Raw genomic sequence first — 16,294 nt, 5'->3', positions numbered from 1 at the left:
GGCATGGGGTATTCGCCAATTTGACGCAGGCGAGATTGTAATGGTCAAATTGCATTACATGCGTCGGCTTGGCTAATGTTGTTTGAGACAGTATGTGGCTGAAAAAGATGAATGGAGTCTGCTGGACGGCTGTTTTGGCATCGACGTGCTGTTCGCTGCGGTGCCGCAGCTCCTGCCGTCGCGACCGCCGCGCCATGAACGAGATTACGATACGGCTTGCCGAAACACTCGTGAGTATTCGCAACACCGTGAAGGGCTACGGCAAGACGCGCGGAAGGTTTCGACCGCGCCAGAGGCTGCTAGCCTCGTCCACCCTGGCTCGCAAGTTTGCGCAGTGATAGCCGTGAGCGGACGCTGGCCTCTCATGTAAGAAGAAAAGCATGATTGACCTGGTGCTGCCGGATGAGGGAGATAAGGAGAATGAGGCTGTAAGTGAGTAGGGTTCTGCTGATCTGTTGCGCAAACTAAGCTCTGAATTTCAATTTGTTATTCATGGCGGTTAATACCTAAATAAAGATGTAAAGAAGATGGCTACCACGTGCGTAAAATTCATCACGTTTACATCTGCGCAATGTTCACAAACTCCATTTTCGCAGTCGTGATATTTTGATAAAGTCAGCTTACCGCTTAAGAGCGAGCGGGTCGCTATTCTCGGGATTATCCGCCGCCCATTCTAGGCATGTTAAGAGGCACAGCCGCGCCAGATGTTCCGCAAGCTCTCTTGTCGATGACCAGTCATTGCCGATTTTATCGTTAGTGCCATGAATAGTGCGACTTCGGCCTAAGCTATAGATCTCATCTACTGCTTCATGCATCGTAAGGCCGTCTTTGCGGATCGGCTTGTCACTTGGTACGCCCAGTCGGGCCTTTATCATGCTTCTGATCCCGTTTGACTTTCCACCGCTCGCCAAAGTATCAAGGCACGCAGAGAATTTTACTAATGCTATCAAGTGTATTTCCTCTTTGCATCCCTCATGAAACCAAAGGAGGGCTTGTGCAAATGTATTCATAAGTTTTGATCGTGGCGCCTTTCCATCTGCGGAGAGGTAGTATGCAATTGCTTCTCCTACTATTTGGAAAAATTTCTGATATTCTGAGAGTAAATTTGCCCACCTTTCAGCATTAATATATGGACCATGCGGCATGCCTTTTAAATTGCTTCCAAATATTATTCTTTTATTTGAAGTAAAGGTTATCGAGGGCTGTCTGCGAGATGGTTGATCAACTTGCAATTTGAACCCGTCAAGGGCCCGGGAGGAATTGGCCCACCGCAACGCAATCCCCGTCATCGCAAGGCGGGCGGCAGTCTGGGCCTTCAGTCGTCCTGCCTCAGCAGCGAGGCCTTCTGTCCATACGCTGCAGACATATGTACTATTCTGAATTACATCCAAGATATGTCGTTCTTTTATGGATTCTCTCGTTGGCTTACGATTGCGAAGCTTTTGGCCTGACCAAGCGCGGGCAACACGACGCGCAGTGATCTTATTTACCTTGCCTTCCGAAAAATTGCGTGAGAGCCATGCAGCACGAGGTTCAAAGTGTACAGGGCCAATGGAAAAATGCGGGACTTCAAAGTTACTAAAGAGAGTGCAACCCAAAACATGCTCTGCATGGTCATAAGATTCGATATATTCGTTAACCGCTAAGCATACCTCTGATACAATAGTTCGGGCATTGGCCTGAGGGTCACCCTCAAGATCGATCAGCATAAGAGCTGGGCCGAATGCGCTGCGAACCATCCAGATCCACTCGCGATCAGTGTGGATGCGACTTATCAGCAGGTTGCTGCGTTTGAGTTCTCGTGCAGACAGCTCGATCAGGCGCTCCATCTCTCGCGTCGTCATGATGAAGCGGTCATCGCCTGCTGCTATCTGCCCGGGAAAGGAAAATTCTCCTTCATCTATATCCGACATAAAATCTAGTGCTTGCACGCGCGTTATTTCTGCGATCAATGCCTCTACATACGATGTGAGACCAGACATATATAAAACCTTTGTGAGAAAGCTGGCGTATGCATTTACCCGTTAGAATGCGTATAATTGCAGAATATTGCGCTTTGAAGAATGCAATCAAGGCCTAAACGGCGTATAAAAGTCATTCGCAAGATCATGTATTTCACGATCAATTGATTGATGTATTGGGCGCCGGTTTGAAACTCTAAGTACTCAAGTTTATCCTTGAAAAACATGAATGTGAGGCGCGCGCCCTGTAACGCCTGTGGTGATCTAAGCCCAGACGACTGGAATGTCCGCCGATCGCTAAATTCCCTTCAACCCCACCCTATTCCCCGCTAGACTCCTCTCCCTCAGCTGCAGCACCCGAGGACGTGCGTCCGGCTGATGCTTCGGGAGGAGAAGCCGGATGTCCGATGCCATGCGCCTTGAGGGCGAAGGGCCTATTGCCTTCCTTCCGCCGCGCCCCGAGATTCTCGCGCGGCGCGCGGCGATCATCGCCGATCTCGAGGCGATGCTGTCGCCCGGCGGGCTCGTTCATGCCGAGCGGGCGTTGAAGCCGTTCGAAACCGATGCTTATGTCGCCTATCGCCGTCTGCCGCTCGCCGTCGTCCTGCCGAAGGACACGGCAGAGGTGTCGGCGGTGCTGGCCTATGCGCATGCGCAGGGTATTCCCGTGGTGCCGCGCGGGGCGGGCACCTCGCTGTCGGGTGGCGCGATCCCGCAGGAGGACGCGCTGGTGCTCGGCCTCTCGCGCATGAGCCGGATCCTGGAGGTCGATCTGGAAAACCGTACGGCGCGGGTCGAGGCCGGGGTCACCAATCTGTCGATTTCCGAGCGGGTGGGGCCGGATGGCTTTTTCTATGCGCCCGATCCCAGCTCCCAGCTCGCCTGCACCATCGGCGGCAATATCGGCATGAATTCCGGCGGCGCCCATTGCCTGAAATATGGGGTGACGACCAACAATCTGCTCGGCGTCACCTTGGTGCTGGTCGATGGCACGGTGGTGACGCTCGGCGGTCCGCATCTGGATGCCGGCGGCTATGATCTGCTCGGCCTCGTCTGCGGCGGCGAGGGCCAGCTCGGCGTGGTCACGGAGGCGGTGGTGCGGTTGATCGCCCGGCCCGAGGGCGCGCGGCCGGTGCTCTTCGGCTTCGACAGCGCCACGGAAGCCGGCGCCTGCGTCGCCGATATTATTGCCGCCGGCATCATTCCCGTCGCCATCGAATTCATGGACCGGCCGGCCATCGCCATCTGCGAGGCCTTCGCCAAGGCCGGCTATCCGCTCGATGTCGAAGCGCTTCTGATCGTCGAGGTCGAAGGGGCGGAGGCGGAGATGGAGGCCATGCTGGAGGCCATCGTCACCATCGCCCGGCGCCACCGGGTGAAGACCGTGCGCGAGAGCCAGTCGGCCACGGAAGCGGCGCTGATCTGGAAGGGCCGTAAATCCGCCTTCGGCGCCACCGGCCGCGTCGCCGATTATATCTGCATGGACGGCACCGTGCCGCTCAGCCAGCTTTCGCATGTGCTGAGGCGCACAGGCGAGATCTGTGAAAGTTTCGGCCTTCAGGTCGCCAATGTCTTCCATGCCGGTGACGGCAACATGCATCCTTTGATCCTGTTCAACGCCAATGACCCGGACGAGGCGGCCAAGGCGGAAGCGGCGGGCAATGAAATCCTGAAGCTCTGCGTGGAGGCCGGCGGCTGTCTCACCGGCGAGCATGGCGTCGGCATCGAAAAGCGCGATCTCATGCGCTTTCAATTTAGCGAGGCCGATCTCGCCCAGCAGATGGCCGTGCGCGCCGCCTTCGATCCGCAATGGCTGTTGAACCCGTCCAAGGTCTTTCCGCTGGAGGGCCGGCCGCTCCTCCGTCCGGCGCCCGAGCGCAACGCGATGGCGGGCACGGCCGTGCCGGAGACCTTCGCATGAGCCTGCCCCGGCACTGTCCCGAGACGGAGATGCAGGCGGCCGAGCTCGTGCGCGCGGCGTCGGCGGCGCGTGCGCCGCTGGCGATCGAAGGCGGCGGCACGCGCCGTGGCTTCGGCCGGGCAGGCGCCGTCTCCGCCGTCGTCAGCACGGCCGCTCTCTCCGGCATCAGCCGCTATGCGCCCGGCGAAATGGTGATGACGGCGCGCGCCGGCACGCCGCTTGCCGAGATAGAGGCGGCGCTGGACGGGCAGCGGCAGATGCTGGCCTTCGAGCCCGCCGACCATCGCCCCGTCATGGCCACGACCGGCACACCCACCATCGGCGGCGTCTTCGCTGCCAATGTCTCCGGCCCGCGCCGCCTGGTGGCGGGCGCCGCGCGCGACAGCCTGCTCGGCGTCCGCTTCATCAATGGCGCGGGCGAGGCGATCAAGGCCGGCGGGCAGGTGATGAAGAATGTGACCGGGCTCGACCTCGTCAAGCTGATGGCCGGCAGTTTCGGCACGCTCGGCCTTTTGACCGAGGTGACCTTCCGCCTGCTGCCCCGGCCGGAGCGGGCGGAAACGCTTGTGCTCTCCGGTCTCGACGATGCGGCGGCATCCAGCTCCATGGCGGCGGCAATGGCACTGCCGGTCGAAGTATCGGGCGCCGCCCATCTGCCGGAAAGCGTGCGTGGCCGCTTTCTCTCCGGCGCCCTGCCGGAAGGTGCGGCCACCGTGCTGCGGCTGGAGGGCCTGGCGGCCTCCGTGGTGCTGCGGGCGGACAAGCTCGCTGCCGCGCTCTCGCCGCGCGCGCCCATCACGCGGCTGGGTCCGGAGGAGAGCGCCGTGCTCTGGCGCGAGATCCGCGACATCAAGCCCTATGCCGACGGCACGCAAAAGCCGCTCTGGCGCGTCTCGGTCGCGCCTATGGCGGGAGCGCCGCTTCTGGAGGCTTTGCGGATGGAGGCCGGTGTCGACGCCTTTTTCGATTGGCAGGGTGGGCTCATCTTTCTGCGCATGGAGGCGGAGCCGGAGGCCGAGCTCTTGCGCGGCTTGATCCGCCGGTTTGGCGGCGGCCATGCCACGCTGTTGCGCGCCAGTGCTGCGGCCCGCGCGGTCACGCCTGCCTTCGAGCCGCAGCCGCCGGCGCTCGCCGCCCTTTCCGCACGGGTCAAGGCCAGCCTCGATCCGCACGGCCTCTTCAATCCCGGCAGGATGACTTAAGCATGCAGACCTCCTTCACCCCCGAGCAGCGCGCCGATCCCGCCCTTGCCGAATCCGAGGCGATCCTGCGCCGCTGCGTCCATTGCGGCTTCTGCACTGCCACCTGTCCTACCTATGTCACGCTCGGCAACGAGCTCGACAGCCCGCGCGGGCGGATCTACCTGATCAAGGACATGCTGGAAAACGGCCGCCCGGCAACGGAGGAGGTGGTCACCCATCTCGACCGCTGTCTCTCCTGCCTCGCCTGCACCACCACCTGTCCCTCCGGCGTCGATTACATGCATCTGATCGACCATGCCCGCGTGCATGTGGAGCAAACCTATCCGCGCCCTCTGGCCGACCGGCTGATCCGCGGCCTGCTGGCCGCCGTGCTGCCCTATCCCGCCCGGTTTCGCGCTGCACTCCGGCTGGCGCGCCTTGCCCGGCCCCTCGGCCCGGCGCTGGCCCGCGTGGCGGCGCTGAAGCCGCTTGCGGCCATGCTGCGGCTGGCGCAGGAGGCGCGCCCGGCGCCGCCCGCCTCGTCCGCGCCTGTGCAGGCGGCAAGGCCGGTCGAAGGGGCCGCGTCAATCGCAGCGTCCACGTCCGGTGAGGGGTTGAGCGGCAGGCGGGTGGCGCTCCTTGCCGGCTGTGCCCAGAGCGTGCTCGACCCCTCGATCAATGAAGCGGCCGCGCGCCTGCTGTCCCGCTTCGGCGTGGAGGTCGTGGATGTGCCGGGCGAGGGCTGTTGCGGCGCGCTGGTGCATCACATGGGCCGGCAGGAGGAGGCGCTGGCCTTTGCGCGGCGCAATGTCGATGCCTGGACCGCGCGGATCGAGGCGGGCGGCCTCGATGCCATTCTCGTCACCACATCCGGTTGCGGCACCACGCTCAAGGATTACGGCCATATGCTGCAGCACGACCCTGCCTATGCGCAGAAGGCCGCCCGCATTTCGGCACTGGCGCTCGACATCACCGAATATCTTGACCGGCTCGACCTGCCGGCCTGCCCGTCCAAGGGCCTGACGGTCGCCTATCACGCCGCCTGCTCGCTGCAGCACGGGCAGAAGGTGACGCTGCAGCCCAAGCGCCTGCTCTCGGCCGCCGGCTTCACGCTCAGGGAGCCGGCGGAAGGCCACCTCTGCTGCGGCTCCGCCGGCACCTACAACATCCTCCAGCCGGAGATTTCAGCCACGCTGCAGGCCCGCAAGGTCGGCCATCTCGAAGCCACCCGTGCCGATCTCGTCGCCGCCGGCAATATTGGCTGCATCACCCAGATCGGCCAGGCCAGCCGCCTGCCGGTGGTTCATACGGTGGAGCTTCTCGACTGGGCCTACGGCGGCCCTGTGCCGGCGCGGCTGGCGGAGGCGGAATTGTTCGCCGTCCGGGCGGAGACGACAGGCGGGAGTGCTAAAGCGGCGGCAATCGGCGCTTGACCGATTGGCCCTTGATGACGGCGGTGCTGGTTACCGCATGGCCGGACAGGGCATCGAGGGCCTTGTCCATCTCTTCCACGGACCGTGCGACGAGGCGGGCGAGGAAGGGATCGTCGCCGGTGATGCGGTCGCACTCGACAATGGCAGGCATCTCCTGGATCAACTGTTCGACCAGATGCATCTTGCCCGGCAGCGGGCGGATGCGCACGAGCGCGCGAATGGCATAGCCAAGCGCCCGCGCATCGGTCTCTACCGTGAAGCCGGTGAGCACACCGCTCGTTTCCATCCGGCGGATGCGCTCGGCCACGCTTGGTGCCGACAGGCCAACCCGGCGGGAAAGCTCACTGAGCGGCAGCCGCGCCTCGGCATCGAGCGCTCGCAAGAGCGCTGAATCGATCGCGTCGAGCGGCTGATTTTCGGATCGAAGGCCGGAGGCCGGTTTTGCTTTTGTCATCGCGGTAAATTAGCGTCCGAACTTTTGAAACGCCATGGAAAACCATGGCTGCAAAAGGCGATGATATCGATGGCGGCGGACACCGGTCTGCCTGCCTGACCGCATCAAGTCCTTCAACCCTTGCCCTCGAACCCGTCCCCACGACCGAACGGCCATCCGCTCTCTGCCGATATCGTGCGGCGGGCCGGATGTACCGTGGCGGCCTGAACCTGTTGCCCCCTTCGCATCCCGCTACGCATCAATGCGATGCCGGCTCGCGGGGAACATGCGGGGCCGCCTGCGGTTCGGCGCCGGCTGTTCGCGACCGATGGCGCATAGTCTTCGAAAGATCCAAACCATGCTTGCTGGCCTCATCTTCGGTATCGCCACCTGCGCGCTCTGGGGGCTGACCTTCGTGGCTCCCCGCGCCGTCGAGCCTTTCACACCCGCCGATCTTGCCGTCGCCCGCTATGGCCTGTTCGGCCTTGCCGCCGTGCTGGCGCTGGCCCATCCCAGATTGCGCCGGGCGCTTGCAGCTATCGTACCCGCGCAGAAGGCATTGGGCTTCTTCCTCGGTGCTGCAGGCTATCTCGGCTATTTTCTCGCCGTCGCCTTTGCGGTGAAGGCGGGCGGCGCGGTGATTCCGCCGTTGATCACCGGGCTGATGCCGGTGATCCTGCCGCTGATCGCCGAACGGCGCCAGCGCACGCTCGGCTTTGCCCGGCTGGCGCTACCGCTCGGACTGATCGGTCTGGGCATTCTCGGGGTGCAGCTCAGCGCTCTACTGGATCTCGGCGCCGTCCGGCCGCCGGCGCCGTTTCTTGGCCTTGCGTTCTCAGTGCTCGCACTGGCCATCTGGATCGTCTATGGCCTGGCCAATGCCATGGTATTATCGGGCACGGCCCCGCCCGATACGCTGGCCTGGACCTGTCTGCAAGGCATCGGAGCGGCGTTCGGCGCGCTCTTGCTTCTGCCGTGGACAAGCTTTCCCGGGCCGGTGGAGGCGAGCTCGGCAGAGCTCTGGCGCTTTCTGCTCTGGTCGCTGATGATGGGCCTCGGCGGCTCTTTCGCGGCCACGGCCTTCTGGGCAGCCGCCGCGCGGCGCCTGCCCTTAAGCCTGGCTGCGCAGCTGATCGTTGCGGAAACCATCTTCGGCATGATTTATGGTCTGATACATGAAATGCGGATGCCTGGTCCGAGCGAGGCGGTGGGCGCGGCATGCCAGATTGCCGGCGTCTGTCTGGGCGTGGCCCGCTTTGCCAGGGCTGCCGCGCGGCCGCCCGTGACGACGCCAACGCGGCAGGAGTAAACCCCGCCGCGCTGTTTTGAGCGACTGCCAGGATCCGCGTGGAAAGCGGGCAGCTTGCAGAGCCGTTGATCCGTCAGCTTCCCGAGATCTGGGTGGCGATGGTCTTGGTGTTGTAGCGGATCATGTCGACATAGGTTGCGGCCGGGCCGTTGGCCTCGGAAAGCGCGTCGGAGTAAAGCTCAGGGCCGGGCGTCAGTCCGGTCTCGCGGCCGATCTGCTGCATCAAGCGTGGGTCGGAGATGTTTTCCAGGAAGATGGCGGTCGCCTTGTCGTGGCGCACCTGTTCGACCAGCGCGGCCATGTCCTTGGCAGAGGCTTCCGATTCGGTGGAAAGGCCTTCCGGCGCCAGGAACTTCAGCCCATAGGCAGCGGCGTAATAGCCGAAGGCGTCATGGGTGGTGATCACCGTCTTGCGGGACTTGGGAATGCCGGCGAAGGTCTTGCGCACCTCGGCGTCCAGGCCCTTCAACTGAGCTTCATAAGCTGCGCCGTTCTTTTTGTAGTCGTCGCAGCCGGCCTTGTCGGCCTTGCAGAAGCCGTCGACGATGTTCTTCACATAGATCTCTGCATTGGCGACGTTCTGCCAGGCGTGTGGATCGGTGCCCGTATGGTGGTGGCCTTCATGGGCCTCTTCCTTCTTGGCGCCGTCCTTGGCGGCGTCGCCCTCATGGCCTTCGTCCTCGTCGATCTCCATCTTGCGCGGCTTCACGCCCTTGGTGGCGGTAACGATTTCGGCCTTTGTGCCGGAGGATTCCACCAGCCGGTCCATGAAGCCTTCCAGGCCGAGGCCGTTGACCAGGACCACATCGGCCTTGCCGATGGCAGCCGCGTCGGTCGGCTTGGGCTCATAGACATGGGTATCGCCGTTCGGGCCGACCAGCGTTGTCACGGCCACGCGGTCGCCACCGACCTGACGGGCGAAATCGCCCAGGATCGAGAAGGTCGCCACGACCTTCAGCGGGCCATCGGCGGCCTGAGCGGCGGAGAGCGGGAGGACAAGCGCGGCGGAGGCGAGCGCGAGGCGAAGAAGCCTGGTGTTCATGAGATTCTCCTTTCATGACAGGGCTTGGGAAGAGGGATGATCAGGCGGCCCGGTGCGGGCGGGTGCGCCTGAGATGGGTAAGCAGGATGCCGCGCGGCGCGCCGAGGATCGACAGCGCATAGATCGCGCCGCAGAAGAGGATGATGGCCGGTCCGGTGGGGAGGGCCGCATGATAGGACAGGAGCAGCCCCGCCACCGAGGACACCATGCCGAAGGCCACCGCCAGCGCGCACATCGGCCCGACGCGATTGACCCAGAAGCGCGCGCTGGCCGCCGGCAGCATCATCAGCCCGACCGAGAGCAGCGTGCCCAGCGCCTGGAAGCCGCCGACGAGATTGAGCACCACCAGGAAAAGGAAGGCGAAGTGGATCGGCGTGCCGAGCCGGCTGACCGACCGGAAGAACAGTGGATCGAGGCACTCGGCCACCAGTCCGCGCCAGAACAGCGCCAAGCCAACCGTGCTGAGGACGAAAATGCCCGCAATCAGCATCAGGGCCTGATCGTTCAGCGCGAGAACGGTGCCGAAGAGAATATGCATCAGATCGATATTCGACCCATGCATGGAAACGATCAGCACGCCGGCCGAGAGCGAGATGAGATAGAAGGCGGCCAGCGACGCGTCTTCCTTCTGCAAGGTGAGACGCGAAACCGCGCCGGCTAGCAAGGCCAGAAGCAGGCCGGCGATCAAGCCGCCCAGCGTCATCGGCGCCAGATCCAGCCCGAAAAACAGGAACGCCACCGCCGCACCGGGCAGGATGCCATGGGCCAGCGCATCGCCCGTCAGGCTCATGCGCCGGAGCATGAGGAAGACGCCGACCGGTCCCGAGCTCAGACACAGCATGATGCTACCGGCCAGCGCCCGCTGGAGAAAGACGTAATCGACGAAGGGAGCGATCAGAAACTCATACATGGCGGTCACTGTCAGGCGCTTTCGGACCGGCACCAGGGCGCGGTGTCGTCGAAGGCTTCGGCAAAATTGCGCGCTTTCAGCAGGTTTTCGGCCGAAAGACAGTGCGCCGTCTCGCCCCAGGCAACTGCGCGGCGAGCCAGCAGCAGCGTCTGTGGAAAGGTTTCGCGCACCAGCGCCAGATCGTGCATCACCGCGATCACCGTGCGCTCTTCCCCGTGCCAGCGCTGGATCAGCGCCACGAGATCGCGCACGGTCTTGGCGTCGATGGCGTTGAAAGGCTCGTCGAGCAGGATCAGGTCCGCATCCTGCAGGAGCACGCGGGCAAAGAGCGCGCGCTGCAGCTGGCCGCCGGAGAGACTGTCGATTGCCCGCTCGGAAAAGCCGTCGAGCCCCACCGCTGAAAGCGCGGTGGCGATATCGGCCCGATCCGCCTGACGTAGCCGACCAAGCAGGCCGCGCTTCGGCCAGAGCCCGAGCGAGACGAGATCGAACACACGTGCGGGAAAGCTGCGGTCGATCTCGGCCTGCTGCGCCAGATAGGCAAGGCGCAGCGCCGGCGCCCGCGCGATGCGGCCGGACATCGGCCGCAGCAGGCCGGCCACCGCCTTCAGCAGCGTCGACTTGCCCGAGCCATTGGCGCCGACCACCGCCATCAGCGCCCCGCGCGGCACGGTGCCGTCGAGATGATGGACGGCGGCATGGTCACCATAGCCGAGCGTCAGGTTCTCGAATGTCAGCGCGGCGTCGGCGTCTTTTGTGCGCTTTGGCGCGCTGTGGATATGGGCGTGCTGGCTCATCGGCCCTTCCTGTTGTCCCGGCGCTGCGGCTTTACAGCGAGAGGTCCGGCCCTATTGAGAGCCGGGATGCTCGAAAGCAGATGGCGCCGTCATCACGGCTTGACCCTTCGATATGTTATGTTATCACATCCGTCAACGCGAAACGTAATGTTATACCCTATGAACATGTGAACGGGCGGCCGCAGGCATGCCTCCGCCCGAAGGGCGTAGCCATGGCTGCGACCGAACATGCCGCCTCTTTCCAGTCTCGCCGACAGCGGTGCTTCGATGTTGGCGAACGTCCCAAGGAGATTTCAGATGACTGCTTTTCAACCCATGCCGGTCACCGTGCTGACGGGCTATCTCGGCGCCGGCAAGACAACGCTTCTGAACCGCATTCTCTCGGAAGAGCACGGGCGCAAATATGCCGTCATCGTCAACGAATTCGGCGAGGTCGGGATCGACAATGATCTCGTGGTCGAGACCGACGAGGGCGTGTTCGAGATGAACAATGGCTGCATCTGCTGCACGGTGCGCGGCGATCTGATCCGCATCATCGAGGGGCTGATGCGCCGTCCCGGCCGCTTCGACGGCATCCTGATCGAAACAACCGGTCTTGCCGATCCCGCGCCGGTCGCCCAGACCTTCTTCGTCGACCAGGACGTGCGCGCCAAAACCCGGCTCGACTCGATCGTCACGGTCGTCGATGCGCATCACCTGCTCGGCGAAATCGATCATGCACATGAGGCGCAGGAGCAACTGGCCTTTGCCGATACGATCCTGATCAACAAGGCGGATCTGTGCGATACCGAGGCGCTCGATAAGGTGGAGGCGCGCATCCGCCGCATCAACCCAACGGCGACGATCCACCGCACCACGCGCTGCGCCCTGCCGCTTGAAGCCGTCATCGGCCGCGGCGCCTTCGATCTCGACCGGATCCTCGAGGTCGAGCCGGACTTTCTCGACGAGACCCACGAACATGAGCATGACGACCATGTCGCCAGCTTCTCGCTCGTCACCGACACGCCGCTCGACCCGGCGAAATTCCTGCCCTGGATCGAGCAGATCACCCGCGCCTTCGGGCTCGACATGCTGCGGATGAAAGGCATCCTCGCTTTCGAGAATGACGATGACCGCTTCGTCGTCCAAGCCGTTCATATGCTTCTGGAGGGCGACCATCAGCGGCCTTGGCGCGAGGACGAGAAACGCGTGAGCAGGCTGGTCTTCATCGGCCGCGATTTGCCACGCGACGTGATCGAAGACGGCTTCCTGCGCTGCCGCGCCGGACGCGCCGCCGCTTGAGGCAGGCTTGGCCGTGTGCGACCAGGTTTGTATTGAACGATGCCGGCAAAGCGGCCGTGCCGCCCTGTCCAAGGCGCTCGGAAAAGGGCGTCTCTGACATAGGAAGCGGGGCTTCTCCAGGCGCTGCCGCCGGACCCGATTAAAACCGGCCGCATGTGCCTTTGGCTTCCTCTCCCCATCGGCGAGGGAGGAGTGTGGGGGGTGCGCCGCAGCCTGTGCCGGCATCAGGCTGCAGTCCTACTTCCAAAGACGTCCCCATTGAAGAGACTCGATCGATGAGCGCTTTCGTCAATCCCCTGGCCCCGCGCCGCCCGCGTGCGGCGGAGGCTGTGGCCCGTATCCGTGAATGGCTGCGCGGCCGGTTGGCGCTGGCCGATGGCACTGTGATCGTCGTCAACGAGGTGGCCTGTGCGGAGCCCGGCTGCCCGGATCTGGAAACCGTAATCGGTCTGCTGTCGTCTTCGGCGGCGAGCCGCACCTTCAAGATCAGCAAGCCGATCGCCGCGGTGACGACGGCCGACCTCGAGCGGATGGTCAACGGCGAGGCGGCGGCATGATCTGGCCGTTGCGCAAGGCGCGGACGCAGGACAGGGCATCGGCCGAGAGCGCATCGGAGCCGGCCGCCATTCCCGTCTTCCTGCTCACCGGCTTTCTCGGCGCGGGCAAGACGACGCTGCTCAACCGGATTCTCGCCGATCCCCGCTTTGCCGATAGCGCTGTCGTCATCAATGAATTCGGCGCTGTTTCCGTCGATCATGATCTCGTGCGCGCCGGGCCGGCACAGGTGACGGTAACCTCCAGCGGCTGCCTGTGCTGCACGGTGTCGAGCGATCTGCGCGGCGCGCTCTTCGCCCTGCAGGAGGAGCGTGCCAAGGGGCTGGGGACCGCTTTTGCGCGCGTCATCGTCGAAACGACGGGGCTCGCCGATCCCGCGCCTGTCGTTGCCGGTCTCATTCCCGGCACGCTGCCCGCTTTTGGCCTGCGCGATCATGTGGTCGCCCGCCGCTTTCGCCTTGCCCGCGTCATTGCCGCCTTCGATTGCGAACATGGGGCAGGGCCGCTGGAACATCATTTCGAATGCTGGAAACAGCTGGCCTTCGCCGACGATATCGTCCTGACCAAGGGCGACCGCGCGCCTGCCGCACCCTGGAAGGCGGAGATCGCTGCGCTCAATCCATCGGCAAGGCTGCATGAGTCGATGGCACCTGATTTCGATCTGGCGGCCCTGCTTGAGGCATCCTCCTATGACGCCGCGACCAAGCCGGAGGACGTTGCCGGGTGGCTGGCGCTGGAGGCGCTGGCGCAAAAAGCGCCGTCGGCTGCGCCTCTGCCTGGGCCCTCGTCGGCACCGATAACAGCCGCCGTCGCCATGGCCGGCCCGAGCGCGAGCCGCCATGGCGGCATCGCCACACTCAGTCTCATTCAAGATGGACCCGTGGATCGCACTGCGTTCAGCACCTTTCTCCAGATGTTGGCAGCCGCCCCGCGCGGATCGGGCGAGCTGCTGCGCGTGAAGGGTCTCGTCGCCTATCGCGATGCGCCTGACCGGCCCGAGATCATCCACATGGTGCAGCATGCCCTCTGCCCCGCCCGTCCGCTGGACGGTTGGCCGAGTGATGATCGGCGCAGCCGCCTGGTGGTGATCGGCCGTGACCTGCGCGAGGAACCCTTGCGCAAATTGTTTGACGTGACGCGGCGGTAAGGTGAAGCCTGTGTGGCGGGCCGGGCCATGACGCACCCCGTGGGCCAGAACGCGTCGAAGATCGACACGTCAAGCGCCGAGAAGTTTGCGTTTTGCCACTTCGAACTCCTCCGTTGAGAGGTGGCCGTCCTCCTTCTGTTTGATCAGCCGTTCCAAGCCATCAAGCATTTCCCTGGAAGCAGGGCGTGGCCCGCCGTCCAGGTCGAGTGATGAGGCGGTTTCATCAGCGGCCTTGTCCCGTGCGGGAAGGCAATGCCAGACAAGCAGGGCGATGGTCCCGACAGGCACGAACAGAGAGAGCAGCAGAAGCCTGCCGCTACGGTTGATGTCGTGCATTCGGCGGATGGTGAGAGACAGCGTTGGCAGAAAGGTCACGAGCCCCCAGATAGTGTGGGCTAGGCGGCGCGTCTCGAAGCACCAAAGGGCAAGCGAAACGAGGAATGTGAAAAGCGTGGCATACCAGAATTCCGAGCGGGTCGCGCGGCCCCTGGAGTTCACATAGTTTCGGAAATAGCTGGCGATGGCCTCGCCCACGCCCATGCTGCGCGCCGGTGGGCCGAAGCGGTTAGACCCCGGTGGCGGCCGGCGCAGCACGAAGACCAGCGGCACGAGGACATAGACAAGGAAAACCTGCCAGTCCCGCGAAGAAAAACTACCCATGAAGACGCCCCAAAATTAGATCATCCTTATGATAGCTTTCCACCTTGGGGATTTGAAACAAAAATCACGTGGCGCAACCACGTGAGCAAGCCATCTTTCCCGGCAGAAAAAGGGGCCGGAGACGGCAAGCGCTCCAGCCCTTCCAGCCTATCTTGCCCGCGTGCCCTCACGCCGCCTGGCTGTGCCCCCAGCGCGGGAAGGGGTCCGGCAGCTTCGCCCAGGCGGCCGGGCGGAAGTCGTCCGCGCTCGCCAGCAGACATGCGTCGAGCGCGGCACGGACCGCCGCCTCGTCCATGCCATGGCCGATGAAAACCAGCTCCTGTCGGCGGTCACCCCAGCTCTCGTCCCAGCGCGTCATCAGATGGCGGCGCCATTCGGCATGATCGGGCCATTCGCGCCGGTCGATCGAGGCCCACCAGCGGCCGAGTGGGGAGGTGCGGACGATGGCGCCGGCCAGCGAGAACTCGCCTGCCCAGTCAGGCCGCGTCGCCAGCCAGAAATGGCCCTTGGCACGGATCAGCCCGGGCCAACTCGCCTGGATGAAGGCGGCGAAGCGGGCAGGCTCGAAGGGGCGACGGGCGCGATAGACGAAGCTCTCAATCCCGTATTCCTCGGTCTCGGGCACATGGTCCTTGAATCCGTGAAGCTCCTTGAACCACATCGGATGGCGCTCGGCCTTCTCCTCGTCGAAGAGCCCGGTATCCAGAATGTCGGTCAGGGGCGCACGGCCGAAATCGGTCTCGACGATGCGGCAGTCGGCGTTCAGGCCGCGCACGACGGCGCGCACATGGCCGCGCTCGGCCGGCGAGACTTCCGACACCTTGTTGATGACGACGACATCGGCAAACTCGATCTGCTCGACCAAGAGGTCGATCAGGCTGCGCGCGTCGCCTTCGCCGGCCACTTGGCCGCGATCTGCCAAAAGCTCATGCGAGCCATAATCCTTCAAAAGGCTTGCCGCATCGACAACGGTGACCATCGTATCCAGACGGGCGACATCCGAGAGGCTCTGTCCTGCCTCGTCGCGGAAGGAGAAGGTGCCGGCAACAGGCAGCGGTTCGGATATGCCGGAGCTTTCGATCAGCAGATAGTCGAACCGGCCGTCTTCGGCCAGTCGCCGCACCTCTGCCAGCAGATCATCACGCAGGGTGCAGCAGATGCAGCCATTCGATAGCTCCACCAGCTTCTCCTCCGTGCGGGAAAGCTTGGCACCGCCTTCGCGCACGAGATCGGCATCGATATTGACCTCGCTCATGTCATTGACGATCAGCGCCACCCGCCGGCCCTCGCGGTTGTGCAGAACGTGATTGAGCAGCGAGGTTTTTCCGGCGCCTAGATGTGAGCTTTCAGGAGGTTGTCCATTCGGGGCTGATCGAGGAGACTGGAGTTACCACACCTCAGTTCCTGGATCGCAGGCCCCGAATGAACATCCATAAGAATGCCCGACTGACGCCTTTGCGTCGAGAAGAAATGGCGCGTCTGGTGCTGGCTGGCATGCCGGTTTCCCAGGCCGCGCGCATGTTTGGCGTCTGCGCCAAGATCATCAGGCGCTGGACCGAGCGCTTCCGGCAAGGCGGCCGGGACGCCATGATCGACCGCTCGTCGCGACCCCATGCAAGCCCCAGGATGACCGGTCAGGCGCTGGCGGAGCGCATTGTCACGCT

The 16,294-nt window shown here is 63.6% G+C and carries 13 protein-coding genes and 2 pseudogenes; 8 read left to right on the top strand and 7 right to left on the bottom strand.

Annotated elements, in window-relative coordinates; genetic code table 11:
• Positions 1-620 precede the first annotated feature (620 nt).
• Positions 621-1,982: a hypothetical protein gene (locus BMX61_RS24400; RefSeq protein WP_139198980.1), complete on the bottom strand. Its 1,362-nt coding sequence runs from the start codon at positions 1,980-1,982 to the stop codon at positions 621-623.
• A 391-nt stretch (positions 1,983-2,373) separates the two neighbouring features.
• On the opposite strand from BMX61_RS24400, the pseudogene BMX61_RS21340 reads away from it, so the two are divergent.
• The 3 genes and pseudogenes from BMX61_RS21340 to BMX61_RS21330 form a co-directional block, all read left to right on the top strand.
• Positions 2,374-3,816 (top strand): annotated as a pseudogene (locus BMX61_RS21340) (FAD-linked oxidase C-terminal domain-containing protein); the annotation flags it as partial.
• Between the two features lie 62 nt (positions 3,817-3,878).
• A complete protein-coding gene (glcE, locus tag BMX61_RS21335) occupies positions 3,879-5,084 on the top strand; it encodes a glycolate oxidase subunit GlcE (protein ID WP_092742989.1) in 1,206 nt (401 codons plus the stop codon).
• Between the two features lie 2 nt (positions 5,085-5,086).
• Positions 5,087-6,496: a heterodisulfide reductase-related iron-sulfur binding cluster gene (locus BMX61_RS21330; RefSeq protein ID WP_075625500.1), complete on the top strand. Its 1,410-nt coding sequence runs from the start codon at positions 5,087-5,089 to the stop codon at positions 6,494-6,496.
• Here the strand turns inward: BMX61_RS21330 and BMX61_RS21325 are convergent.
• Positions 6,471-6,950 carry an Lrp/AsnC family transcriptional regulator gene (locus BMX61_RS21325; protein ID WP_075625501.1) on the bottom strand — a complete coding sequence of 160 codons (480 nt, stop codon included), beginning with the start codon at positions 6,948-6,950 and terminating at the stop codon, positions 6,471-6,473. The genes BMX61_RS21330 and BMX61_RS21325 overlap by 26 nt on opposite strands.
• Before the next feature lie 337 nt (positions 6,951-7,287).
• Here BMX61_RS21325 and BMX61_RS21320 point away from each other — a divergent pair, with 337 nt between their 5' ends.
• Positions 7,288-8,238 (top strand): DMT family transporter, encoded by a 951-nt coding sequence (locus tag BMX61_RS21320; RefSeq protein ID WP_075625502.1) that lies wholly within the window; start codon positions 7,288-7,290, stop codon positions 8,236-8,238.
• A 73-nt stretch (positions 8,239-8,311) separates the two neighbouring features.
• Here the strand turns inward: BMX61_RS21320 and BMX61_RS21315 are convergent, their stop codons facing one another.
• From BMX61_RS21315 to aztA, 3 genes are read right to left on the bottom strand one after another with little or no spacing between them, the layout of a single operon-like run.
• A complete protein-coding gene (locus BMX61_RS21315) occupies positions 8,312-9,280 on the bottom strand; it encodes a metal ABC transporter substrate-binding protein (protein ID WP_075625503.1) in 969 nt (322 codons plus the stop codon).
• A gap of 40 nt (positions 9,281-9,320) precedes the next feature.
• Positions 9,321-10,190, bottom strand: coding sequence for a zinc ABC transporter permease AztB (gene aztB / locus BMX61_RS21310; RefSeq protein ID WP_075625520.1), 870 nt, complete (start codon positions 10,188-10,190; stop codon positions 9,321-9,323).
• Positions 10,191-10,201: 11 nt separating this feature from the next.
• Positions 10,202-10,987, bottom strand: a complete 786-nt coding sequence (gene aztA / locus BMX61_RS21305) for a zinc ABC transporter ATP-binding protein AztA (protein WP_075625504.1) — start codon at positions 10,985-10,987, stop codon at positions 10,202-10,204.
• 297 nt (positions 10,988-11,284) lie between these two features.
• On the opposite strand from aztA, the gene BMX61_RS21300 reads away from it, so the two are divergent.
• The 3 genes from BMX61_RS21300 to BMX61_RS21290 all read left to right on the top strand — a co-directional run bounded on the left by BMX61_RS21300 (position 11,285) and on the right by BMX61_RS21290 (position 13,970).
• On the top strand, positions 11,285-12,268 hold the full coding sequence (locus BMX61_RS21300) for a CobW family GTP-binding protein (protein WP_075625505.1): 984 nt from the start codon (positions 11,285-11,287) through the stop codon (positions 12,266-12,268).
• Between the two features lie 275 nt (positions 12,269-12,543).
• Positions 12,544-12,825 carry a hypothetical protein gene (locus BMX61_RS21295; RefSeq protein ID WP_075625506.1) on the top strand — a complete coding sequence of 94 codons (282 nt, stop codon included), beginning with the start codon at positions 12,544-12,546 and terminating at the stop codon, positions 12,823-12,825.
• On the top strand, positions 12,822-13,970 hold the full coding sequence (locus BMX61_RS21290; RefSeq protein WP_075625507.1) for a CobW family GTP-binding protein: 1,149 nt from the start codon (positions 12,822-12,824) through the stop codon (positions 13,968-13,970). Before BMX61_RS21295 ends, BMX61_RS21290 begins: the two co-directional genes overlap by 4 nt.
• A 69-nt stretch (positions 13,971-14,039) precedes the next feature.
• Here BMX61_RS21290 and BMX61_RS21285 read toward each other — a convergent pair whose 3' ends face one another.
• Complete coding sequence (locus BMX61_RS21285) at positions 14,040-14,630, bottom strand: DUF805 domain-containing protein (RefSeq protein ID WP_075625508.1); 591 nt, start codon at positions 14,628-14,630, stop codon at positions 14,040-14,042.
• Positions 14,631-14,796: 166 nt separating this feature from the next.
• A pseudogene (locus tag BMX61_RS21280) lies at positions 14,797-15,975 on the bottom strand (GTP-binding protein); the annotation flags it as partial.
• 77 nt (positions 15,976-16,052) lie between these two features.
• On the opposite strand from BMX61_RS21280, the gene BMX61_RS21275 reads away from it, so the two are divergent.
• Positions 16,053-16,294, top strand: a 242-nt coding sequence (locus BMX61_RS21275; RefSeq protein ID WP_139198979.1) for a helix-turn-helix domain-containing protein, incomplete at its 3' end; no start/stop codon positions are given.

This window comes from Xaviernesmea oryzae (genome assembly GCF_900109605.1).
Classification (GTDB): domain Bacteria; phylum Pseudomonadota; class Alphaproteobacteria; order Rhizobiales; family Rhizobiaceae; genus Xaviernesmea; species Xaviernesmea oryzae.
Note: the sequence above shows the minus strand (reverse complement) of the source record. Positions and strands in the feature narration are given on the sequence as shown.